We start from the raw sequence: 21,730 nt of genomic DNA, 5'->3' as shown, positions 1-21,730 counted from the left end.
ATCTGTCAAGATGTGCTCATGCGCGTCTCCGCCAAGTCCGACTACGCCTTGCGAGCACTCATCGAAATGGCGATCCGAACCGACCACACGCCGGTCAGTGCGGAGGAGCTCGGACGGCTCCAGGAGATCCCGCACGGCTTCCTGCAGGCGATCCTGGCGGACCTGCGACGCTCCAGCATCGTGGTCTCCCAGCGTGGCCAGTCCGGCGGTTGGCGACTGAGCGGCGAGGCCAGCGAGATCACCGTCGCCGACGTGATCAGGGCCGTGGACGGCCCCCTGGTCTCGGTCTATGGCCTGCGGCCCGAGTCGGTGACCTACAACGAGCGCGCCGACGTGCTCCAGCACGTCTGGATCGCGGCGAGGCACTCGCTGCGCGACGTCTTCGAGACGGTCACCATCGCCCAGCTGGCCTCCGGCACCCTGCCGGAAGCGGTCACCTCGCGGACCGCGGACGAGGACGCCTGGCGCTCGCACTGACGCCGGGACTCGGTCCTGGATCCCGGTCCTGGATCTCGGGGCGGCTCAGGACGCGTCGAGCAGCTCGAGCCGCCGGCGTACGTCCTTGCGACGCCGTTTCAGCGTGGCGATCCGGTTGTCCAGGTGCCGCTTCTGCGCGCAGAGTGCCAGCCCGATCAGGTTCTCGGCCAGGTCCACGCCGGACGCGTCGTCGCTGAGCGGCGAGACCAGCAGTCGACCAGCCTTGAGGTCTCGGTTCCAGGCGGGGGCGAGGGTGGCGGCCCAATCGTTCGCCCAATCGTTCGCCCAATCGTTCGCCCCGTCATCCAGCTCGGCGTCGTCGGGCGTGATCACGACGTGTACGTCGAACCCGCCCAGCGCGTGCAGGATCAGCTCGGCCTGCTCGTCGCTCGCCGTGTGGAAACGGGGCTGTGAGATGACCACGTCGGAGCCGGTCTTGGCGGCCTTGCGGGCAACCTTCGCCCAGGCTCCCTCGACGTCCTTGCGCTTGAGGCCGGCGGCCTTGTGGTCGCGCAGCATCTCGTGGCCGGCGAGCTCGATCAGGGCGGCGTCGACCGGCGGCAGTGCCAGGCCGACCGTGTCCAGCAGGTCGGCGTGGGCAGCCAGCTCGTCGTGCAGCGCCTCGAGGTGGGAGGGGTTCGGTCCGATGTGCAGGAAAGCGCGGTTCTTGCGTGCCATGGCTCCAGGCTCACATCGCTCCCGGTCCGGGCGATGAACTCAGTGCGAACGACGCCTTCCGGATGGATGCACCTGCGGCGACATGACCTGCGCTACCACTAGAACGTGTTCCAGTTTCGGTCTAGCATGGGGAAATGATCGAGTCCGAGTTCATCACCTGGGAGGCGCCCGACGGCGACCACCCCGTCCGTCTCCTCTCCCAGCGTTCCTATGACGCCGTGTCCCGCAAGGCGAAGGAGGAGTGGCTCGCGCTCTTCGCCGACGACGCCGTCCTGTCCGACCCGGTCGGGCCCTCGTTCTTCGACGAGACCGGCAACGGCCACCAGGGCAAGGAGGCGATCTCCGCGTTCTGGGAGATGGCGATCGCGCCGGTGGAGCGCTTCCAGTTCACCATCCGCGACTCGTTCGCCAACGGCAACGCCTGCGCCAACATCGGCACCTTCTCCACCCGGATGGCCGACGGCACCCTGGCCGACACCGACCTGATCGCCGTCTACCGGGCCAACGACGAGGGCCTGATCGTGTCGATGAACGCGCACTGGGAGGTCGACCGGACGATGGCCACCCTGCGCAAGGAGTAGCAGCTCACTCCAGAGTGTCGGTGCGCTCCGCGACCCACTCGACCAGGGGTCGCAGCTGACGCCAGTCGGCACGCACGACGTCGGCGAACTCCGCCGTGTGGATCACCGGTTCGAAACCGTGGTCCCTGCCCAGGATGATCGAGCGGTGCCGCAACAGGTCGATGCGCGGGTGGTCCACGACGTACCCGCGCGGCTTGGTCTTCAGCCGGTTGCCGCCCACCGACCACCCCTTCTTGCGCAGCGTGGCCAAGATCTTCTCCAGCTCGCGCCCGGTGCGCTCGTCGTCGATCGCTGCTCGTACGGCGGCCAGTCTGGCCGTGCTTGCCTCATAGAAGCCGCCGCCGGTCCGGATGCCGCGCGCCGAGATCTCGACGTACCAGCCCGTCGCGGGCGCCACGCCGACGAACGCGCCCTGGTGCGTCTTGTAGGGAGTCTTGTCCTTCGCGAAGCGCACGTCGCGATAGGGCCGGAAGACCTTCGCGGCCCCGAACTCGTCGGCCAGTGCCGTGGTGAGCGCCGTCATCGGCGCCTTCACCGACTCGGCGTGGATGTGCTTGTGCGCTTCCCAGAAGGACTTCGTGTTGTCGACCTCGAGGTCGTCGTAGAAGTCCAGTGCGGCGACGGGGAAGCCTTCGAAAGTCACCAGCCAAGTCTAGGTGGCGGCATCGAACGGCATCTCGCGCGTCGCGATGGGACGCAACGAGGGGCACTTCGTGGAGCGGACGACGAGATTCGAACTCGCGACATCGACCTTGGGAAGGTCGCGCTCTACCAACTGAGCTACGTCCGCATGTCCGGCCAAGCGGTCGGATGAGGCGATGTTACTCGACCGGGGCGAGGTGCGGGCGACGAGGGCTCACCGTGTCGCCGGACGAGCGTCCGGTGACTCGTCGGTGCACCCACGGAGCGGCCTCGGTGCGGATCCAGAACAGATTGGTGCGGATCGCCTCGTTGCGCGGCGCCGCGGGCTTCTCGGTGACCACCGGCTTGGCCAGGTCGTGCTCGACGCCGAGGCGATCCAGCACCTCGATCGCCATCCGTTGGTGGCCGAACGAATTCATGTGCAGCCGGTCATCGGCCCACAGTGCCCAACCGTGATAGTCGCGCAGTCGCCAGAAGTCGATCAGCGTCGCGTCGTGCTTCTCGGCCAGCTCGCGAGCCAGCTCGTTGTAGATCGCGAAGCGTCCCCGCAGCGGCTGGTACATCCGCGAGGCCTTGGGGTCGTGGGCCGTCCAGATCACCAGATGGGCTCCGCTCGCGACCAACTTGCCGAGCGCGGCGTCGTATCGCTCCATCAGGGCGTCGATGTTGACCTTGGGGCGGAGCAGGTCGTTGCCGCCGGCATAGATGGTGACCAGGTCGGGCCGCATCGCCATGGCGGGCTCCAGCTGCTCGGCCAGGATCGGGTCGAGCTTGCGCCCGCGGATCGCCAGGTTGGCATAGCCGAAGTCGTCGCTGTGCCTGGCCAGCTGCTCGGCGACCAGGTCCGCCCAGCCGCGCAGGCCGTTGGGACGGGTCGGGTCGGGATCACCGACACCTTCGGTGAAGGAGTCGCCGAGTGCCACATATCGCGAGAAGGCCATGGACACAGGTTATGAGAGCGTTCCACGCCCCCGCCCACTGGCTGTAGGTTGGCCCCCGTGCTGCTTTCAGACCGCGACATCCTTGCCGAGATCGACGCCGAGCGGATCGCCCTCGAGCCCTACGACCCCGACATGGTCCAGCCGTCGAGCATCGACTTCCGGCTCGACCGCTTCTTCCGCGTCTTCGAGAACCACCGCTATCCGCACATCGACCCGGCGGCGGACCAGAGCGACCTGACCCGGACGGTCGAGCCCGAGGGCGACGAGCCGTTCATCCTGCACCCGGGTGAGTTCGTGCTCGGCTCCACCTATGAGGTCGTCACCCTCCCCGACGACATCGCCGCGCGCGTCGAGGGCAAGTCGTCGCTGGGTCGCCTGGGGCTGCTCACCCACGCCACCGCCGGCTTCGTCGACCCCGGTTTCAGCGGGCACGTCACGCTCGAGCTGGCCAACGTGGCGACGCTGCCGATCAAGCTCTACCCGGGGATGAAGATCGGCCAGCTCTGCTTCTTCCGGCTGACCTCGGCCGCGCTGCACCCCTACGGCTCGGCGAAGTACGGCTCCCGCTACCAGGGCCAGCGCGGGCCGACGCCGTCGAAGTCCTATGCGAACTTCCACCGCACCCAGATCTGAGCCTCGCGCTTGGCCGTGACTCACAGTTAGGCTAGCCTTACCTTTCGTTACCAACGAAAGGCGCGCCGCCGTGACCAGCACTGCCACCCACAAGCTCCCGATGATCCTCACCGAGATCGAGGTCGTCGAGGCGCAGCGGCTCAGCCCGAACTTCGTCCGCGTCGTCTTCGCCGCCGACGAGCTGGCGGACCTGGGCGTGGACGGCAAGCTCTATGACCAGCGGATCAAGGTGATCTTCCCGAACGCTGCCGGCGAGCTGGCCTCGTTCGAGGGCGCCGACGAGTCCTGGTTCACCACCTGGATGGACATCCCCGAGGACGAGCGCGGCACCATGCGCACCTACACGATCCGCGAGCTGCGCGGCACCGGCGCCGACACCCGCCTGGTGGTCGACTTCGTGCTGCACCTCGCCGAGGGTGCCACCGGCCCGGGCTCGACGTGGGCCTCGCAGGCGAAGGTCGGCGACCGGCTGGTCATCCTGGCCCCGCGCCGCGGCCAGTTCTTCGGTGGGATCGAGTTCGACCCCGGCACCTGCACCAACCTGCTCCTGGTCGGCGACGAGACCGCGGTCCCGGCCGTGGCCAGCATCCTCGAGCACCTGGCGCCCTCGATGCGAGGAACGGTCTTCCTCGAGGTCCCCGTGACCGCCGACATCCAGGACCTCAAGGGCCCCGAGGGTGTCAGGGTCGTCTGGCTGCCGCGCAACGGCCAGGCGCACGGCGTACCCACGATTGTCGCGGTGCGTGAGCACTTCGGCCTCGAGGCCACCGTCGAGCTGGCCCCCGAGGACGCCGTGGACCCGGACCTGTGGGAGACCCCGACCCACTCCTCCTCGGGTGAGCAGATCGCATCGACCCAGGTCGTCGGCCACGACCTGGCCGGCATTTATGCCTGGATCGCCGGTGAGTCACGCGTGGTCACCACGCTGCGGCGGGCCCTGGTCAAGGAGCTCGAGGTGGACCGCAGCCAGGTCTGCTTCATGGGCTACTGGCGCCATGGCGTCGCGATGCGCTCCTGAGTCAGTTCTCCAGCTGGTCGTTGTAGCGCGAGCGATGCCCCATGCCCCGCCGACGCGGGCGCGGGAGTCGCGGCTGTCGTGCGATCCGCAGCCGCTCCGCTCGCTGGGCGCGGGCGAGTGCGGCGGAGGCGTTGTCGAAGTTCTCCATGACGATCTCCTCTCTGCTCAACGTTGGTCGAGGACGATGTCCCCGGAGACGGTGGTGACGCGGAGCTCCAGATAGGGCTCCCCGTCCTTGGGCTGGCCGGCGCCCTCGAGATTCGAGCGCACGCGACCGCTGACGGTCGAGACGTCCGTCCACACCGGGATTCCGGAGGGTACGCCGACCCGCACGTCACCGCTGGCGGTGCGCGTGACCAGGCCGCCGGCCTCGAACAGGTCGATCGCGACGTCGCCACTGGCCGTGCTGGTGGCCAGGTCGGCGCCCGTGCGGCCGACCCGGATGTTGCCGGAGCCGGTCTTGGTGGCCAGGTTGGCTTCGGCCCGGGCGACCTCGATGTCGCCGCTGCCGGTGGAGATCGCTGTCATCCCCTGCGCGAGGCCGATCCTGACGTCGCCCGACCCGCACTTGCACCGCAGGTCGCCGCGCGCTTCGGCGACGGTGACGTCACCCGAGCCGGTGTCGATGGCGGTGGTGCCCCCGGCCACGTCGATCCGGATCTCGCCCGAGCCCGACTTGGCCCGGACCACGCCGAAGATGCCGGTCGCGGTCTGGTCGGCCGACCCGGTCTTGGTGGCCAGCGCCGAGCTGGTGGGCAGGGCCACGCTCACGTGGAGGTGGCCGTCACGGCGGCCCAGGAAGCCGCTGCGCCGCTGGGCGATGATGCTGATCTGGCCACCGTCCTGGGCCACGGTGACGTCGTCGGCCTCCTCGCCGGTGACCTGTACGTGCGTGGTGGTGGTGTCGGTGGCCTCGATGGTCAAGGTGCCGCTGGCGATCTCGACGTAGAGGTGCACGGGCTCTGGGGTGTCGAAGGTGCGTTCCATGGGGGTCTCCCTCTGGTGCGGTGCGTTTGGGTGTGTTGTGGGTGTGTTTTTGGGTGTGCTCGAGGACTGGGCCGGCTCGTGGCCGGTCCATGGTGTGTGGGTGGGGGTCAGCTGCTGGTCAGACCCAGCCGGACATCCGGCGGTTGCCCCGGTTGGGGCCGCGGCCGAAGGGGTCGTCGAACTGGTCCCTGCCGAGGAACGGCAGGCTCGAGAGGTCGATGTTGACGTTGATCGCGTCTTCGCTCGTGGTGGCGGAGCGGACCACGTTGACCAGCCAGGTGTTGAGCGAGATGCCGGCCTTGGCGGCGCGCTCCTCTGCGCGGGTCTTGACCGACTCGGGGATGCGGAGCGTGACCCGGGCCAGCGCGCCGTCCCCGGCGTCCTCGTCGAGCGCGGGTGCCGGAGGTGGGGCCGGTGCGGCCGGCGGCACGGGGATCGCGCCCTGCACGACGAAGTCCAGCTCGCGTCCGTTGAGCCGGACGTCGACCGAGCCGGTCGGCATCTCGGCGGTGATCTCGCTGGCGGCGTGGGAGATGGCCTCCATCAGCGCCAGTCGGGCTGACGGGTCGAGCGCCATGACCAACCGCTCCGCGGCGGCCTTGATGTCGGCGTCGCCGGCCTCGGCCGCGGCCACGAGGTCCCGGCGGAGGCTGTCGACGTACGGCGTGATGTCCATGTGCACCACTATGACATCACTGTGACGTCATGACAACCCTATTGTGATGTCACATGCACGTGGGGTGGTGTCAGCGTCGTACGGTCCAAGTCTTGGAAGAACTGGAAGAGCCGGTGTACGTCGACCCGGTGTAGGTCACCTTGACCGTGTGCCTGCCGGTCCTCTTCTGCTTCGGCAGGGTGATCGTGGTCCTGCCCCAGACGAGTGACGCGGTGCGGATCAACTTGCCGTCGAGACGCACCTGGACCTTGCCCGTCGGCTTCTCGCCGGTCGCGCTGACCGACACCCGGACCTGGTTGGACTGGCTCCGCGTGGTGGTCGACTTCGTCAGCGAGATGGTCGTCCTCGAGGAGACCTTGGTGCGCAGCGTCGGCAGGGTCAGCGCGGAGGGGTGCGTGGCGGAGTTGTGGATCTTGATCACCGTCAGCGTGCTCAGCAGGTCCCCGATCGGAGCCAGCAGGTGCGGCACGTCGAAGGCCTGGACCGAGAGTCGCAACCGGTGGCCCTTCTGGATCGCCGCACCGGTCGGGAAGACCTCCACGTCGACCGGGGCGATCTCGCCCCTGGCGAGCTTCTTCTTCGAGGCCCGCGTGAACGGGTGATGGGCCTGGATCAACTGGCCGTTGAGATAACGCGACTTCGCCTTGTCGAGCTCGCGGAACGAGATCACCTGCCAGCCTCCGGTCAGCCGGCTGACCTTGCCGTCGGGAGCCACGTCCTCGACGGCCACCGCGAGCATGCCGTCACCGCTGGTGGACTCGACGTAGAGCCGGGCGTTGATCGGGCCCTGCATCTCGACGGGCGTGGTGACCGGAGCGGTCTCGAAGACCACCCCAGCGGAATCGTTGACCTTGTTGTTCTCCAGGCAGGCGCTGAACAGCCCGGTGGCGTTGGGCAGCCCGGCCGTCCACTGGCTCATCGAGCGCGAGCAGAGTCCGGCGACCGGGATCGGCAGCACATCGGCGGTGCCATCGGCGGGGGTGCCGGTGGTCAGGCCGCCCTTCTTGTTGCCGGTGGTGGCAGAGCCGGAGAGACGGTACGTCGTTGCCTTGAGCTGGTCGCCGATCCACTTGTCGCTGGTGCGCCACTTGCCGGTGCCCTGTTCGTAGTAGGTCAGGGGCGCGATGTCCGTGTCGAGGGCTGGGTCCTCGACACCCTTGACGTAGTGGTCGAACCACCGCAGCTGGAGCTCGGCCAGCGTGCCCTCGCCGGCGTCGCCGACGTGCTCGCCGGAGGATCCCTCGAGGTGGTCCCACGGCCCAACGATCATCTTGGTCGGGATGCCGCGCTTGTTCAGGTTCTCGAAGAGCAGTGGGGTGCCGCGCTGGAACAGGTCATATTCGCCGGCGATGAAGAACGTCGGCGCCTTCACCTTGTCGATCACGTCGATCACGCTGCGCTCGTCGTAGAACTCCTCGTCATAGGTGAGGTCGCCGCCGAGCAGCGCCTCGACCAAGGTCGGGGCGGTGAAGGTCAGGGCGCCGCCGATGTGGGAGAGCAGCGCAGTCAGGCCGGACGACGGGTCGCTCGCGGTCACCGCCGGAGGGATGAGGCCGGTCGTGGTGACCAGGCCCATCCACAGCGGGATGAAGCCGACGTCGATCTGGCCACCGGACATCACGACATCGCGATAGACGTCCGCACCGGGAACCTGCGGGAAGAGCGCCTTGAGGCCCGGGGGCTGTGCCGATGCCGCCCACAGCTGGCTGATGCCCATGTAGGAAGGACCGGCCATGGCCGTGTTGCCGTTGGACCACTCCTGCTCGTGGGCCCAGGTCATGATCTCGCCGGCGTCCTGGTTCTCGCGAGCAGCGAACGCCTCCCAGGTGCCCTCGGAGCTGCCGGTGCCGCGGGCGTCGACGGTCAGCTGGAGATAACCCCGCTTGACCAGGTAGGACGAGTCGCCACCAGCCAGGCCGCCGGCGTACTGCTGGGCGCTCTTGTTGTAGGCGGTGATGGTGACGATGACGGGGAACTTCTCGTCGATCGCGTTGCCGTCCGCATCCGCAGGAACGACCAGGTCGCCGCGCAGGACGGTGCCGTCCGACATCGGGATCGCCAGGTCGGTCAACGTCTTGGTGCTCGGGTAGTCCTCGCCGCGAGGCGCCCAGGAGGTGTTGCCGCCCGGCTCCTTGGTCGGCACGGCGGCAGCCACCCAGTTGCCGGTTGTTTGACCGGTTGTGCTGGTGATGGGGCCGGCTTCGGCCGGTGTCAGCGTCCCGGCAACGAGCAGGGCACAGGCCGAGAGAGCAGCAATGAGCGAGGACGTCGTACGCCGGATGAGCATGTCGGGCTGAGCTCCGGATTCAGTTCTGGGCAAGCCCTCGCAGGGCACCCGAGGAGGACGCGACGGGAGTGTCGGCACGGAGGCTGTCGAGGAGCTCGATGACCTGCTGGGTGGTGATCTGGTGACCCGCCGAGGTGACGCCGGTCAGCCGGGCCAGGGCGAGCTCGTCGGGGAGCCGGATGCCGATGTCGAAGCGGTACGTCGTGTCGTTCAGGGTGAAGTCGACGTCGAGGACCTGTCCGGAGTGGTAGTCACCCGAGATCGAGTCCCACAGCACCACGCGCTCGTCCGGGTCGAGGCCGCGGTCGAGGGCGAGGTCGGAGTGGTTGAGGAGGATCGAGCGTGAGCGCCGGGTCAGTTCGGCCATCTCGATCGCGATCAGCTCCATGCCAGTTCCCCTTTGCCCCGTAGTTGGATTCGATGAGTCAACGAGGCGGGCGGGGTTGCGTCACGGGTTCGGCAGCAGCGACTTGCGTCACTGTCCGGAGGCATCGGCGGAGGAAGCAGAACGCCCGGCCCCGAAGTTCCGGGGCCGGGCGTTCTTGCGCTGTGCGGGTGTCTCAGAGGTCGAAGAGTGATCCGGCCTCGTTGATGTTCGCCTGCTTGGGCGTGTTGGCCTCGCCAGAGGCCTTGGGAGCCGCGGGGACCTCCTCGGCTGCCGGCCCTGCTTCGGACTCGGCTTCGGGCTCAGGCTCCGACTCGGTGTCTGCGTCGGCTTGTGCTTCAGGCGTGGCGGGCTCGGGCTCTTCCTGGTCCTTGGGCGCCGACTCGGGCTCGGGGGACGCCTGGCTGGCGGCCTGCGAGACCTCGGCACCGGTCGGGGCGGGTGCTGCGGCCTCTTCGGACCCAGCCTCTTCGGACCCAGCTTCGGACTCAGTCTCAGCCTCTGCTGCGGGCGCTGCCTCTGCTTCGGGCTCTGGCGCAACCTCGGCCTTGGCCTCGGTCGTCTCCTCAGCCTCCGCAGCAGCCGGCTCGGGCGCTGCGGCAGGTGCAGCAGCAGCCGGAGCAGGTGCGGCGGTGGCCGCGGGCGCCTCGATGTCGAAGAGCGAGCCCATGCTGGAGATGTCCACGTCCGTGGCCGGAGTGGAGCTCGCTCCGCTCGACTGCGGCGCATCAGCCTTCGGGCTCTCCGCTGCGGCCGGGGTTCCGGCGTCCGACTTCTCAGCGTCCGGGGCGGGGGCAGGAGCTGCCTTGGCCGCGGGCGTCTCAGCAGGCGCCTCGATGTCGAAGAGCGAACCACCCGAGTTCAGGTCGACATCGGTCTTCGGAGTGGAGGCAGAGCCGGTGGCGCCAGCAGTCTGGGCCGGTGCTTCCTTGACGGGTGCTTCTTCGGCCGGGGCCTGCGCGACATCTGCGTCGGCAACCTCTGCCTCTGCGGGCGCGTCCTCCGCAGCTGCGGGCTCCGACTTCGCTGCCGGTGCCGGCTCGCTCGCCTCGATGTCGAAGAGCGAGCCACCCGAGCCGAGGTCCACGTCCTGGGCAGGGGCGGGGGCCGGGGCCTTCGCCTCCTCCGCTGCAGGCTTCGCCGCGGCTTCGGTCTTCGGCTCGGCCTTGGCCGCGGGCTTCTCCTCGGCAATGTCGAAGAGCGATCCGCCGCCACCCAGGTCGGTGCCACCTGCAGCAGGCTTCGACTCGGACTTCGGAGCAGACTCGGAGGCAGGCTTCGCCTCAGCCTTCGCTTCAGGCTTCTCCGCCGGGGCGTCCGCCTCGAGGTCGAACAGCGAGCCACCGGAGGCGGCAGGCTTCTGGGCCGGTTCCTCGGCGGGCTTCTCCGCGGGGGCGGAGTCTGCCGGGGTGTCGAAGAGCGAGCCACCCGAGGACTTGGCCGGAGCCGAGTCGGCAGGAGCGTCGAAGAGCGACGAGCCACCCGAAGCCTCGGCTGCTGCGCCGACGTCCTCGGTCTTGGTCACCGTCGACTCGCTCTGGGTGACGTCACCGGCCGCGGGCTCGGCCTTGGTCGCGACCGATTTCTTCGCCTCGGGCTTGCGGACGCGCGTGGCGACCTCGCCCTTCACCGATGCCAGCAGCATCTGTGCGACGTCGAGGACCTCGACCTCTTCGCGAGCGCCACCGTTGGCCTGCTCGGAGGTCAGGCCGTCGGACAGCATCACGCGGCAGAACGGGCAGCCGACCGCGATCTGGTCGGCGCCGGTGGCGACGGCTTCCTTGGTCCGGTTGACGTTGATCCGCTCGCCGATGGTCTCTTCCATCCACATGCGGGCACCACCGGCACCACAGCAGAAGGACTTCTCGGAGTTGCGGGGCATCTCCTTGACCTCTGCGCCGGGCAGGATCTGCAGCAGCTCGCGCGGCGGCGAGTAGACTTGGTTGTGACGGCCCAGGAAGCACGGGTCGTGGTAGGTGATCGAGCGCTTCTCGGCGCCGGCACCCTCCTTGACCGGAGTCAACTTGCCCTCGCGCACGAGGCGGTTGAGCAGCTGGGTGTGGTGCACGACCTCGAGCTCGATGCCGAAGTCCTTGTACTCGTTCTTCAAGGTGTTGAAGCAGTGCGCACAGGTCGAGACGACCTTCTTGACCTTGAACTCCTTGAACGTCTCGACGTTCTGGGCGGCAAGGCCCTGGAAGACGAACTCGTTGCCGGCACGACGGGCCGGGTCGCCGGTGCAGGTCTCACCGTTGCCGAGCACACCGAAGCTCACGCCGGCCATGTCGAGCAGCTCCGCGACAGCGCGGGTGGTCTTCTTGGCGCGGTCCTCGTAGGCGCCGGCGCAGCCGACCCAGAACAGCCAGTCGACGGACTCGAGGTCCTCGATGTCCTTGCCGACCTCCTTGACGTCGAACGGCAGGTCCCTGGCCCAGTCCATCCGCGCAGAGGCGGACATGTTCCACGGGTTGCCCTTGTTCTCCAGGCCCTTGAAGAGCTGGTTGAGCTCGGCGGGGAAGTTGGACTCCACCAGCACCTGGTAGCGACGCATGTCGACGATGTGGTCGACGTGCTCGATGTCCACCGGGCACTGCTGGACACAGGCACCACACGACGTACAGCTCCAGAGCACGTCCTCGTCGATGACGAAGTCGCCACCCTCGGGGTTGTAGAACCAGTCCGTGACGTCGGTGCCGCTGCCGTCGCTGTCGTGGTCGGTCTTGCCGATCAGCGTGCGCTGCTCGGCCTCGGACTGACCCTCGGAGTCGGCAGCCGGCGCACCAGCCTTGGCATAGGCGTGCTCGCGCAGGCCCATCATCAACAGCTTGGGCGACAGCGGCTTCTCGGTGTTCCAGGCCGGGCACTGCGACTGGCAGCGGCCACACTCGGTGCAGGTGGTGAAGTCGAGGATGCCCTTCCAGGAGAAGTCCTCGATGGAGCCGACGCCGAGGGTGGAGTCCTCGTCGAGGTCGTCGATGTCGTCGAGCGTGATCGCCTTGCCGTTGCTGGTCAGCGGCTTCAGGGCGCCCAGCGCGGTGCCACCCGAGGACTCCCGCTTGAACCAGATGTTGAACCACGCGGTGAAGCGGTGCCAGGCGACACCCATCGTCAGGTTGGAGGCGATCACCATCAGCCAGGCCATCGCGGAGACGATCTTGACCATCGCGATGAAGTAGATGATGTTCTCGAGCGAGGAGTGCGAGTCGGGGTAGAGACCGCTGATCAGGTGGCTGATCGGGAAGTGCGAGGCTTCTGCACCGTCGACGTGCTTGTACTCCGCGGCGCGGATGAAGATGATCGCCGAACTCTCCAGGAAGACCATCGCCTCGACGAAGTAGGCCTGCCACATCGTCGAGCCGAAGAAGCGGCTCTGGCGACCGTTGGTCGAGGGGCGCTTGATCACGCGGTAGACGAAGAGCGGGAGGATCGCGAGCGCGCCGAGGAGACCGATGATCTCGCTGATCCACTCATAGACGATCCAGTGACCGATGAGCGGCCATGCGAACTCGGCGTCGAAGAGCTGGAAGAACGCCTGGGCCACCGCGGTCGAGAGGACGATGAAGGCGGCGAAGGCGAACCAGTGCAGGATGCCCACCCACGTCCACTGGAGCATCCTCGTGTGGAGGACCGTCTCCTTGAGCATGGTCAGGGTGCGGCTCAGTGGCTGGTCGCTGCGGTTCAGGGCCGGTTGGCCGATCCTGATGGTGGCCAGCATCGAGCGCACCGCCCGGACGGTCATCACGACGGCCACGACCGACACGGCCAGCGACACCACAATGGCGAAGATCTGCATGGAAGAACGGCTCCTCGTCGTCAAACGCGTCCTGTGTCCAGGACGCAAGGCCTGAGCCTATTGCGGTGTGGCGGAACTGTCAGTGGCTCAGGTGTGTGAGCCGAATCCTACTGCGGGGTAGTCACTGATGAGTTCTGGGCCGAGCCTCACCCGTGTCTCAACCGAACCGGGTGCTCAGCACACGTCCTCCCGGGCTCAGCGAGACGCTCACCGGCACCCTGCTGCGCGTCGAGGTCTTGGCGCAGAAGGTGTACGTCGTACCGAGGCGGGTGTAGGGCTGGCCCAGGGCCTTGATCAGCTGGGTGCTGGTCATCCCCCTGGTCACCGACCTCTTCCAGGTGCTGGTCGCCCGACGCAGGTCGGGGTTGCGGCACGAGTCGGCCTTGACGCCCTGCGCGCGCTCCCAGGTCTGCAGGTAGGCCTCGGCGCCGCGGCTCATGTCCTCGACGATCGCGGCACCGTTCTCGGAGCCGCCGATCCTGCGCAGGTCCTCGACCCAGTCCGGGTAGAGCCCGTAGTGCGAGACGCCGTCGACGTTGATGTCATAGGTCCTCTTGCCGCTGACCTGCTTGTCGATCCTGATCCCGTTGATCCCGGTGAAGGGGTAGTTGACCTTGTTCTTCACCGCGGCGCCACGCGGCTCCGCCTGCTCGGCGAGGCCGTTGATGTCGGCACCGAACCCGAAGCCGAAGTAGTAGCGCGAATCGGCCCAGCCGAGGTGGCGCTGCCACTTCTCGTAGAACCCGGTCGAGTCGCCGGCCATCGGGGCCACGAAGCCACCCAGCTTGTAGATCCGCGGGTAGGCGTCCGGCGTGGACCAGGAGTGGCTGGAGACGACGCCGGAGTAGTTCGCCTGCTCCAGCTGGGTCAACGTCGCCTGGCGGGCCTTCACGCTCATGTGGTCGGGGTCGATCAGCATCTTCCTCGACATCATCAGGTCGACGGCATAGCTGCCCAGGTCGGTCAGGCCGCGCTGGTTGCAGTGCAGGGGTGTGCCATACAGGGGCAGCGCGGGCAGCCCGAGACCGGCGACCTTGACCAACGCCCCGAACAGGGCGTCCTGCGCCCCGCCGCTGAGATCGGGCAGGGCGAGCTGGGCCTTGTCGGCCGACTCGCCGTCCTCCGGCTCGCAGTGCGCCATGTTCCAGAAGGTGCCGGTCTCGAGGAAGTTGGCGGCGTTCACCAGCGGGCCGATCGCGCCCTCGTCGCCGGCCACGCCGGCCAGGGCGTTGTCGAACTTGTTGACCAGCTCCATCTGCCGCACGCCGAGGTCATAGAGCTCGTCGAGCTGTCGGGTGATCGATGCCTTGTCGCACTGCGCGACGTCGAGCTTCATCGTGCAGCCGAACGGGATGGAGACCTCGACCCCCATCACCACGGCGAGTTTGCCCTCGTTGATCACCTTGCGGGCCTGCCAGGGGCTGGTGACGATGCGGTACCAACCCTTGCCGGGGCCGCCGTACTGCGCGTCGATGTAGCGCTCGAGCAGGCGCATGTCCTTGGCCTGCAGCTTGGCGGACTTCATGTCGTCGCAGGAGTTCCGCTTCAGCGGATAGATCTGGCACAGCTTGCCGTTCTCCACGAGCAGGTTGACCAGCAGGCGCTGGCCACCACGCCAGGAACGCTCGGTCCACTTGTAGTAGGTGCCCTCGTGGGTCAGCGACTTGGGCGCCGGCCAGTCCTTGAACGTCGGCCAGCCGACCGGGTCGTGGGCCGGCTCGCCGGACAGGACGCTCTCCAGCAGCGCGCCCTTGCCGCCGGTCATCTCGTGGTCGAGGCAGTCCTTGAGCGCGAACTCGGGACCATACTTGTGCCACGGCCGACCGCAGTGCACGCTGCCGCCGAGGAACTCGAAGGCCATCCCGTGCACGTGCGCGTCCACATAGCCGCGCACCTCCTGGTAGGACGTCGTGCCCTTGTGCGGGGCGCCCTGCACGTTGACCTGGACCTCGGGGTACGACGTACAGCCGGTCGTCCTGCGGAGCTGGAAGTAGCCCGGAGCCTTCGTCGCGACCAGGGTCTTGCCACGAGTCGCCAGGTAGCGGCCGTCGTGGAGGCGGAAGGTGAAGCCCTTGCTGGTGCGCTGGGTGGTCCACTCGGCAAGGCGCGTGGGCTTCTTGGCGAGGATGACCTGGGTGCCGAGGTTGCCGGTCACGAATGTGCGCCTGGTCGTGTAGAGCAGGTGCACGCCCAGGTCGGTGGCCCGGAAGGTGATCTTCTGGCCGTTCAGCGCATAGCAGCCACCTGCGACGGCATAGCGGCTCTCGGGCACGGTGCGACGCGGGGACGTGAAGGAAGCCGGGAGCAGCTCGGGGTCCTTGCTGGTGCGACTCCTGGCGACGTACGCCGCGTTCTCCCGCGCCTCGGACGCCGTCGTCGGGTCCGTGGTGGAGGCACTGGTCGCCCCGGCCTGAACGTCGGCCTGAACGTCGGCCTGCATCTCGTCGGACTGGCTCAGGTCGTTCTTGCGCGCCGGGTCGTGCTCGTGCCAGTGCCCGTCGTCGGCCTGGACCGGGCGCGACGCCTCATAGGTGTCGGCCAGCGAGGTGGTGTCCTCGAACCGGAAGGAGGGCACGACGGCGACCGTCGCAACGAGGACCGTGCCCAGAGCCGAGGCGATCAACAGCCTCAGCTTCTCGGGAGTGTGCGTCGACTTCATGAATGCACCAACGACCCAGCGTGGCCCAGGTCACCCGTGACCACCAAGGCCGAGGAGTCATTTGGGCAGGACGACTGTGTGCACCTTTGCCAATAGGCGTGCCGCCCGGCGGGCAGCGTGGACTCGCGCCGCGACGGGTCGCGTCGGGTCCTCGGCCTGGGCCAGCATCTTGATCGCCTTGCGAACCAGGCTCTGCTCGGCCTTGGGCAGGAACTGCAGCCCGACCTCGCGTGCGGTGCGCTGCGCGGTCGTCCAGGTCTCGACAGCGGCGCGCACGAGGTCGACGTACTCCGGCTCGAGAGCGGGGTCGAAGAACCGGCCGTGCACGGCTCGGAAGTCCTGGGCCCGGGCATAGGCATCGATGAACGCGGCGGTCTCCGGCTGCTTCACGTCGAGCAGGAGCGGGACCTCGAGCACGGCGAACCGGTCGAGCACGATCGCCGCCCACTCCTGCTCGACCGCGTCGTGGTCGATCAGTGCCTTGGCCCAGTCGTTGCGCTGCCGGGTGTCGCGGGGGAGCGCCGGGCGCCGCGGGGGTTCGGGCTCGATCACCCCGGCCACCGGGTCGCGCCAGGTGCCGGCGACCATCCGAGTGGCTTCGCGGTGGAGCCGAGCCAGGGCCTCATCGAGCTCCTCGGGTGTCGCGAAGTTGGCCAGGGTGATCAGCCGCTTGAACTCGTTGACGCACTCGTCAGGGATCTGCCGCATGCTGATCACGTCCGACATGGTCAGGTCGCCCAGCGCGGCGCGCGCTCGGTCACCCTGCACGACGTCGTCACGGGTCACCGGTTGTCCGTCGCTCTCCCTCGACGCGATCTGCGTCGCCCTGGCAGCCATCCAGGTGCCGGCCACCCAGAAGGGCATGGTCCACGTCGGGAGCCCGACCGCGAACGTCCCCGAGCTGGCCACGGCTCCCGCCGCAGCCCCGATCGTGATCGCGGTCAGGGGCCTTGCCCCCAGTGACAGGCGCAGAGGTGGGGAAGGTTCCGGCCCCGGGCCCTGAAGACTCAGTCTGCGCGCGTGCACCGCTTCCTGGTAATCCTTGGGCCGCAGCCCGAACCGCGGGTGCACGGCGACGAAGCCGGTGTCCTCGAGCCACAGGCTGCGCATCATCGTGGTCGCCCGCCCAGGCGCCGGGTCAGCTCGGCCGCGGTACGACGTACCGCCTCGGCGTGGCTGGGATCGGGAGTCTCGCTGGCGTGCGTGATCGCTACCCCGGCAGCGGGGTAGCCGTTGTGGTCGAGGACCGCGGCGGCGACGCTCGCGAAGCCGGGGGTGACCTCGCCGTCCTCGGTGGCGTGACCGCGTTGGCGGGTCTCCTGGAGCAGGGTGGCGAGCTCGCGCGGACCGCTGGGGCCCTTGCCGTGCCGGTCGACGAAGGCCGACTTGTCCGGGTAGGTCGCCCGGACCTGGGCCGCCGGCAGCGCAGCGAGGATCGCCCGACCGCTGGCGGTCAGGTGTGCGGGGAGGCGGACGCCGACGTCGGTGACCAGCGGCGGCCGGCCGGGGGCGCGTTCCTCGATCACGTAGAGCACGTCGCGGCCGTGCAGGACGGCGAGGTGGGCGCTCTGGCCGGTGCGGTCGACAAGCTCGGCGAGGGGTCGGCGCGAGATCCGCTGCAACGGTGCCTGGCGCGTGTAGCCGCTGCCGACCTCGAACGCCGCGACGCCCAGGCCGTAGCGCTTCTCGTCGACCAGGTGGGTCACGAAGCCCTCGTCGATCATCGTGTTGATCAGGTGGTACGCCGTGCTGCGCGGCAGGCCGAGCGCCTGCTGGATCCGGTCCAGCGGCACCGGGCCCGGTTGCTCGGCCAGGAAGCGCAGCACGCGCAGCGCGCGGGAGGCTGCCGGGACCTGGCTCATGGCCTGATCGTGTCAGGTCAGGGCGCGCTCATCGCGGACCGGCACCAGCGCCACGGCGATCAGAGGGAAGAGTGCCGCGACGGCGAAGGTGGCGGCATAGCCCCACTGGGTCACGACCAGACCGGCGATCGGCGGAACGGCCGAGGCCGCGAGATATTGCGCGGTGTTCTGGGCGCCGAGCGCGCGGCCGGACCAGAACGGGCCGGCTCGCTCTGCGACCGCGGTGAAGGCGAGGCCGTTGTCGGCGACCGTGACGGTGGTGGCCAGCACCATCAGCGCGACGGCGATGCCCCAGTCCAGGTGGGCGGTCAGGCCGAGCGCACCCATGCTGAGTGCGGCCGCGATGGCGACCCAGCGCAGTGGGCGCAGGCGGCTCCGGACCATGTCGGAGAGCTGACCGGCCGCGATCCGGCCGAGGGCGCCGACGACCTGTGAGGCCCCGACCAGCGCCCCGGCGGCAGCCGGGGACCAGTCGCGGTCGTCGGTGAGCCAGACCAGCGCGAAGGTCCAGACCAGGAACTGGGGGACGACCAGGAGCACCGAGACGCCGTGGATCCGGGCCAGGAATCCGTCGGTGCGGTAGGGATTGGCGACGTGCTCGGCATCGGTGCGGGCAGGCCGAGGCGGGTCGAGGACCACCGCTGCGGTGATGGCCAAGGCCACAAGGGCTGCCAGCGTCGGCACCCACAGGGCGGTCGAGATGCCGTGCCGGTCTGCGATCACGGCGATGGAGATGGCGCCCACGCCCACGCCGACCGGTTGTGCCATCTGCCGGATGCCCATCGCCAGGCCGCGTCGCTCGGGCGGGAACCAGCCGACCACGACGCGGCCGCTGGCAGAGGCGGTGCTGGCTGCGGCCGCGCCGGCGAGGAAGAGGGTGAGGGCCAGGAGTGCGGTGCTGTCGGCCATCGCGCTGAGGACGCCGGCCACGGCAGTTGCGGCCAGGCCGACGATCAGGACGAACCGCTCCCCGCGCCGGTCGACGACCGCACCCCAGACGACCAGGGTGAGCATCACGCCCAGGGTCGGGGCCGCGGCGACGGTGCCGGATTCGGCCAGGCTCAGGCCGCGCCGCTCGTGGAGCACAGGGATCAGGAAGGCAGGACCGTGGATCGTCACCGCCGCGGCGGCTTGGGCGAGCGTGCTGGCAGCCAGCATCGCCCAGCGTCGGGCGCTGGAGACGGTGATCTCGCTGGTGGCGGTGTTCGTCATCTGGACTCAATCGTCTCATAAAGCGGCGCTTGATGTCTCGCGGTGACCTCTAGGCTGGTCTGATGACTGCCGATGCCTCCTCGCAGGGCCCCTCTCGCGCCTTCTCCCAGGTCGATGTGTTCGCTCCCGAGCCGCTGACCGGAAACCCGGTTGCCGTGGTCCACGACGCGACCGGGATGAGCGAGGAGCAGATGGCCGCCTTCGCCAACTGGACCAACCTGTCCGAGACGACGTTCCTGCTCCCGGCGAGCGATCCGCGCGCCGACTATCGACTGCGGATCTTCACGCCCGCGCGTGAGCTGCCCTTCGCCGGGCACCCGACGCTGGGCAGTGCGCATGCCTGGCTCGAGCAGGGTGGCGTGCCGGCGTCCGAGGACGTGATCGTGCAGGAGTGCGGCCTGGGGCTGGTGACCCTGCGGCGTACGCCGTCGGGGCTGGCGTTCCGGGCGCCCGACCTGCTCCGCTCGGGGCCGGTGGACGACGCGACCCTCGCCCAGGCCGTCGACGCCCTGGGTGTCGCGCCCGATCGGGTGGTGGATGCCAACTGGGTCGACAATGGTCCCGGCTGGCTGGGCGTGCTGCTCCGCAGTGCTGACGACGTGCTCGCGATCGACCCGGATCTCGGGGTGATGGGCGACCTGCGGGTCGGCGTGATCGGGCCGCACGGACCGGGCGGGCCTGCGGACTACGAGGTGCGGGCGTTCGTGCCGTCGCTCTCGGTGGCCGAGGACCCGGTGACCGGAAGCCTCAACGCGGGGCTAGCGGTGTGGCTGGTGGGCGCGGGCGTCCTCCCGGCCTCCTACTCGGTGCGGCAGGGGACCGCGCTGGGCCGGCGGGGCGACGTACGGATCTCCAGCAATGCCGAGGGTGAGCTGTGGGTCGGCGGTACGTCGCGGACGGTGATCAGCGGGCGGCTGCAACTCTGAACCGTCCCCAATTGTGGGGGAATCGGCGTCCATTTCGTGGACGACCGCTGGAGTGATTAGTCCTACCAACTTACTATTCAAACAATTCCTATCACTCCTATCGACTTTGTCGATGTCCACCGGAATGGGGCCACCATGCGGAAACTGCTCGTGCTGGGCTTCGTCGGCCTCCTCGCCCAGCTCATCGACGGCTCCCTGGGCATGGCCTATGGAGTGACCTCCTCGACCCTGCTGCTGGCTGCCGGTCTCGCGCCCGCCGCTGCGTCGGCCGCGGTGCACTTCTCCGAGATCGGGACCTCGTTGGTCTCCGGTTTCTCGCACGCTAAGTTCGGCAACGTCGACTGGCGCACCGTGGGGATCCTCGCGATCCCGGGCTTCGTCGGCGCCTTCGTCGGCGCGACCTTCCTGGTCAGCATCGACGGTGACACCGCCAAGCCGTGGGTCGGTGCGTTGCTGCTCGGCCTCGGTGTCTACGTGATCTATCGGTTCCTGGTCCTGGGTGGGCAGCGACCGACCTTCAAGGAGCGGCCGTCGGTCCGGTTCCTCGCGCCGATGGGCCTCTTCGGGGGCGCCCTCGACGCGATCGGTGGCGGAGGCTGGGGCCCCGTCGGCACCACCTCACTGCTCTCCTCGGGGCGACTCGAGCCGCGCAAGGTGGTCGGCTCGATCGACACCTCGGAGTTCGTCGTCGCCGTCGGCGGATCCCTCGGCTTCATCCTCGCCCTGGGATCGTCCGGCATCGAGTGGGGCTATGCCCTCGCCCTGCTCGCCGGAGGCGTTGTCGCCGCACCGATCGCCGCGTGGCTGGTCCGCATCCTCCCCGCCCGCGTCCTGGGTGTCGCGGCCGGCGGACTGATCGTGGTCACCAATGCGCGCACCATCCTCGAGGCCGCCGGTTCCCCCTCGTCGCTGACCTGGTGGATCGTCGGGGCGCTCTTCGTCGCCTGGATCGCCGGCATCACCTGGGCCGTACGCCAGGAGCGCGCCGCAGCCGCCGCCGAGGCCGCCGGGTCCGACGTACTCGCCCCCGTCTGACCCCTTCGCCGAGCTGTCACTTGTTGACGTTTCACCCTGCGCCGACCCGTCGCTTGTTGACGTTTGAACATGCGCCGACCCGTCGCTTGTTCACATTCCAAGCGGATCAGAATGTGAATTCACGACGGGCCGGCGAGGGTCAGGATGTGAATTCGCGACGGGTCAGCGGGGGTGGATCAGGGGTGGGGGCCACTGACGTTGATCGGGCTGCCGTCGGCGCTACGCAGGCTGCCGTCGGGATAGGTCAGCGTCCCGTCCGCGTTGACCACCGTGCCCTCGGGGTGCTGGATCGCACGGGGAGCAGCGTGCGTACCCGCCCCGCCAGCAGCCGGGTTCGGCTCGTGTCCGGCGGCGGGCATCGCCTCGTGTCCGGCGGCGGGCGTCGCCTCATGTCCGGCGGCGGGCATCGCCCCGTATTCGCCTCCGGAGGCCGGCTGATTCGGCGTGGCCGACCCAGTAGCAGCATGTGATCCGGCCTGCGGCACCTGCGGCTCGTAGTCCTTGGCCCGGTGCTTCACGTCGGGATCGAGACGGTCGGCCTCGCGGACCTGGTCCTCGACGGCCGCGTTCTCCTGGGCCAGGGCGCGGCGCTTCTCCTCGGCTTCGGCCTCGGCTCGCTCGGCCTCGACGCGCTTGCGCTCGGCCTCGGCCTGCGCGGCGCGAGCCTCCTGGTCGCTGCTCTGGACCGACTGCGCGCGGCCAGCGGCCTCGGAGCGCATCCCGGCCGCCTCGGCGCGTCGATTCTCGGCCTTCTTGCGGCTGGCGAGCCAGCCCAGCAGGGCCAGCACCAACAGGACTACGACGGCAATGACGACGATCAACACGATTGTTTTGGTTTCCACGTGGATCAACCTCTTTCGCGGGTCGGTCGGCCCTATGTCTGTGGTTGTGCGGGGTTGTGGAGCCGGGCGGACGGTGGTCCGCCTTCTTGCCACAAT

At 68.8% G+C, this 21,730-nt stretch carries 20 protein-coding genes and 1 tRNA gene; 6 read left to right on the top strand and 15 right to left on the bottom strand.

The window, feature by feature from the left end; all coding sequences use genetic code 11:
* The first annotated feature begins 18 nt into the window (after positions 1-18).
* Positions 19-477, top strand: coding sequence for an RrF2 family transcriptional regulator (locus BJ980_RS10630; RefSeq protein ID WP_179502262.1), 459 nt, complete (start codon positions 19-21; stop codon positions 475-477).
* Between the two features lie 45 nt (positions 478-522).
* On the opposite strand, the gene BJ980_RS10625 is transcribed toward BJ980_RS10630, so the two are convergent.
* A complete protein-coding gene (locus BJ980_RS10625; protein ID WP_179502261.1) occupies positions 523-1,155 on the bottom strand; it encodes a hypothetical protein in 633 nt (210 codons plus the stop codon).
* Positions 1,156-1,289: 134 nt separating this feature from the next.
* Between BJ980_RS10625 and BJ980_RS10620 the strand changes: the two genes are divergently transcribed.
* Positions 1,290-1,736, top strand: coding sequence for a nuclear transport factor 2 family protein (locus BJ980_RS10620; RefSeq protein ID WP_179502260.1), 447 nt, complete (start codon positions 1,290-1,292; stop codon positions 1,734-1,736).
* Positions 1,737-1,740: 4 nt separating this feature from the next.
* Here BJ980_RS10620 and BJ980_RS10615 read toward each other — a convergent pair whose 3' ends face one another.
* The 3 genes from BJ980_RS10615 to BJ980_RS10605 all read right to left on the bottom strand — a co-directional run bounded on the left by BJ980_RS10615 (position 1,741) and on the right by BJ980_RS10605 (position 3,319).
* On the bottom strand, positions 1,741-2,379 hold the full coding sequence (locus BJ980_RS10615) for a TIGR02453 family protein (protein WP_179502259.1): 639 nt from the start codon (positions 2,377-2,379) through the stop codon (positions 1,741-1,743).
* Positions 2,380-2,450: 71 nt separating this feature from the next.
* A tRNA-Gly gene (locus BJ980_RS10610) sits at positions 2,451-2,526 on the bottom strand.
* A 31-nt stretch (positions 2,527-2,557) separates the two neighbouring features.
* A complete protein-coding gene (locus tag BJ980_RS10605; RefSeq protein ID WP_179502258.1) occupies positions 2,558-3,319 on the bottom strand; it encodes an SGNH/GDSL hydrolase family protein in 762 nt (253 codons plus the stop codon).
* A gap of 57 nt (positions 3,320-3,376) precedes the next feature.
* Between BJ980_RS10605 and dcd the strand changes: the two genes are divergently transcribed.
* Together dcd and BJ980_RS10595 are read left to right on the top strand one after the other, a co-directional pair.
* On the top strand, positions 3,377-3,952 hold the full coding sequence (gene dcd, locus BJ980_RS10600; protein ID WP_179502257.1) for a dCTP deaminase: 576 nt from the start codon (positions 3,377-3,379) through the stop codon (positions 3,950-3,952).
* A 70-nt stretch (positions 3,953-4,022) separates the two neighbouring features.
* On the top strand, positions 4,023-4,970 hold the full coding sequence (locus tag BJ980_RS10595) for a siderophore-interacting protein (RefSeq protein WP_343047778.1): 948 nt from the start codon (positions 4,023-4,025) through the stop codon (positions 4,968-4,970).
* Between the two features lies 1 nt (position 4,971).
* Here BJ980_RS10595 and BJ980_RS10590 read toward each other — a convergent pair whose 3' ends face one another.
* The 10 genes from BJ980_RS10590 to BJ980_RS10545 all read right to left on the bottom strand — a co-directional run bounded on the left by BJ980_RS10590 (position 4,972) and on the right by BJ980_RS10545 (position 18,831).
* Positions 4,972-5,118, bottom strand: coding sequence for a hypothetical protein (locus BJ980_RS10590; protein WP_179502256.1), 147 nt, complete (start codon positions 5,116-5,118; stop codon positions 4,972-4,974).
* Between the two features lie 17 nt (positions 5,119-5,135).
* Positions 5,136-5,957, bottom strand: a complete 822-nt coding sequence (locus BJ980_RS10585; RefSeq protein WP_179502255.1) for a DUF4097 family beta strand repeat-containing protein — start codon at positions 5,955-5,957, stop codon at positions 5,136-5,138.
* 118 nt (positions 5,958-6,075) lie between these two features.
* Positions 6,076-6,633, bottom strand: coding sequence for a toxin-antitoxin system HicB family antitoxin (locus BJ980_RS10580; protein WP_179502254.1), 558 nt, complete (start codon positions 6,631-6,633; stop codon positions 6,076-6,078).
* Between the two features lie 70 nt (positions 6,634-6,703).
* Positions 6,704-8,920, bottom strand: a complete 2,217-nt coding sequence (locus tag BJ980_RS10575) for a CocE/NonD family hydrolase (RefSeq protein WP_179502253.1) — start codon at positions 8,918-8,920, stop codon at positions 6,704-6,706.
* Positions 8,921-8,939: 19 nt separating this feature from the next.
* Positions 8,940-9,308: a hypothetical protein gene (locus tag BJ980_RS10570; protein WP_179502252.1), complete on the bottom strand. Its 369-nt coding sequence runs from the start codon at positions 9,306-9,308 to the stop codon at positions 8,940-8,942.
* Between the two features lie 172 nt (positions 9,309-9,480).
* Complete coding sequence (locus tag BJ980_RS10565; RefSeq protein WP_179502251.1) at positions 9,481-13,098, bottom strand: heterodisulfide reductase-related iron-sulfur binding cluster; 3,618 nt, start codon at positions 13,096-13,098, stop codon at positions 9,481-9,483.
* A gap of 157 nt (positions 13,099-13,255) precedes the next feature.
* Positions 13,256-15,757, bottom strand: a complete 2,502-nt coding sequence (locus BJ980_RS10560) for an amidohydrolase family protein (protein ID WP_179502250.1) — start codon at positions 15,755-15,757, stop codon at positions 13,256-13,258.
* A gap of 57 nt (positions 15,758-15,814) precedes the next feature.
* Positions 15,815-16,870, bottom strand: a complete 1,056-nt coding sequence (locus BJ980_RS10555) for a hypothetical protein (protein WP_179502249.1) — start codon at positions 16,868-16,870, stop codon at positions 15,815-15,817.
* On the bottom strand, positions 16,867-17,619 hold the full coding sequence (locus BJ980_RS10550; RefSeq protein WP_179502248.1) for an IclR family transcriptional regulator: 753 nt from the start codon (positions 17,617-17,619) through the stop codon (positions 16,867-16,869). The genes BJ980_RS10555 and BJ980_RS10550 overlap by 4 nt, the downstream gene beginning before the upstream one ends.
* Before the next feature lie 12 nt (positions 17,620-17,631).
* Positions 17,632-18,831 (bottom strand): MFS transporter, encoded by a 1,200-nt coding sequence (locus BJ980_RS10545; protein WP_218855471.1) that lies wholly within the window; start codon positions 18,829-18,831, stop codon positions 17,632-17,634.
* Between the two features lie 62 nt (positions 18,832-18,893).
* On the opposite strand from BJ980_RS10545, the gene BJ980_RS10540 reads away from it, so the two are divergent.
* Both BJ980_RS10540 and BJ980_RS10535 read left to right on the top strand, forming a co-directional pair.
* Positions 18,894-19,757, top strand: a complete 864-nt coding sequence (locus BJ980_RS10540) for a PhzF family phenazine biosynthesis protein (RefSeq protein WP_179502247.1) — start codon at positions 18,894-18,896, stop codon at positions 19,755-19,757.
* A 135-nt stretch (positions 19,758-19,892) separates the two neighbouring features.
* Complete coding sequence (locus BJ980_RS10535) at positions 19,893-20,792, top strand: sulfite exporter TauE/SafE family protein (protein WP_179502246.1); 900 nt, start codon at positions 19,893-19,895, stop codon at positions 20,790-20,792.
* A gap of 176 nt (positions 20,793-20,968) precedes the next feature.
* On the opposite strand, the gene BJ980_RS10530 is transcribed toward BJ980_RS10535, so the two are convergent.
* On the bottom strand, positions 20,969-21,634 hold the full coding sequence (locus BJ980_RS10530; protein ID WP_179502245.1) for a hypothetical protein: 666 nt from the start codon (positions 21,632-21,634) through the stop codon (positions 20,969-20,971).
* Positions 21,635-21,730: the final 96 nt, after the last annotated feature.

Origin of the sequence: Nocardioides daedukensis (assembly GCF_013408415.1) — a bacterium.
Lineage (GTDB): Bacteria > Actinomycetota > Actinomycetes > Propionibacteriales > Nocardioidaceae > Nocardioides > Nocardioides daedukensis.
Note: the sequence above shows the minus strand (reverse complement) of the source record. Positions and strands in the feature narration are given on the sequence as shown.

Bases quoted from the DNA above. Each gene is read 5' to 3' on its own strand.
- BJ980_RS10535 (WP_179502246.1), top strand. From the start codon at position 19,893: ATGCGGAAACTGCTCGTGCTGGGCTTCGTCGGCCTCCTCGCCCAGCTC.
- BJ980_RS10560 (WP_179502250.1), bottom strand. From the start codon at position 15,757: ATGAAGTCGACGCACACTCCCGAGAAGCTGAGGCTGTTGATCGCCTCG.
- BJ980_RS10540 (WP_179502247.1), top strand. From the start codon at position 18,894: ATGACTGCCGATGCCTCCTCGCAGGGCCCCTCTCGCGCCTTCTCCCAG.
- BJ980_RS10590 (WP_179502256.1), bottom strand. From the start codon at position 5,118: ATGGAGAACTTCGACAACGCCTCCGCCGCACTCGCCCGCGCCCAGCGA.
- BJ980_RS10545 (WP_218855471.1), bottom strand. From the start codon at position 18,831: ATGACGAACACCGCCACCAGCGAGATCACCGTCTCCAGCGCCCGACGC.
- BJ980_RS10605 (WP_179502258.1), bottom strand. From the start codon at position 3,319: ATGGCCTTCTCGCGATATGTGGCACTCGGCGACTCCTTCACCGAAGGT.
- BJ980_RS10575 (WP_179502253.1), bottom strand. From the start codon at position 8,920: ATGCTCATCCGGCGTACGACGTCCTCGCTCATTGCTGCTCTCTCGGCC.
- BJ980_RS10585 (WP_179502255.1), bottom strand. From the start codon at position 5,957: ATGGAACGCACCTTCGACACCCCAGAGCCCGTGCACCTCTACGTCGAG.
- BJ980_RS10580 (WP_179502254.1), bottom strand. From the start codon at position 6,633: ATGGACATCACGCCGTACGTCGACAGCCTCCGCCGGGACCTCGTGGCC.
- BJ980_RS10630 (WP_179502262.1), top strand. From the start codon at position 19: ATGCGCGTCTCCGCCAAGTCCGACTACGCCTTGCGAGCACTCATCGAA.
- BJ980_RS10550 (WP_179502248.1), bottom strand. From the start codon at position 17,619: ATGAGCCAGGTCCCGGCAGCCTCCCGCGCGCTGCGCGTGCTGCGCTTC.
- BJ980_RS10620 (WP_179502260.1), top strand. From the start codon at position 1,290: ATGATCGAGTCCGAGTTCATCACCTGGGAGGCGCCCGACGGCGACCAC.
- BJ980_RS10565 (WP_179502251.1), bottom strand. From the start codon at position 13,098: ATGCAGATCTTCGCCATTGTGGTGTCGCTGGCCGTGTCGGTCGTGGCC.
- BJ980_RS10555 (WP_179502249.1), bottom strand. From the start codon at position 16,870: ATGATGCGCAGCCTGTGGCTCGAGGACACCGGCTTCGTCGCCGTGCAC.
- BJ980_RS10625 (WP_179502261.1), bottom strand. From the start codon at position 1,155: ATGGCACGCAAGAACCGCGCTTTCCTGCACATCGGACCGAACCCCTCC.
- BJ980_RS10570 (WP_179502252.1), bottom strand. From the start codon at position 9,308: ATGGAGCTGATCGCGATCGAGATGGCCGAACTGACCCGGCGCTCACGC.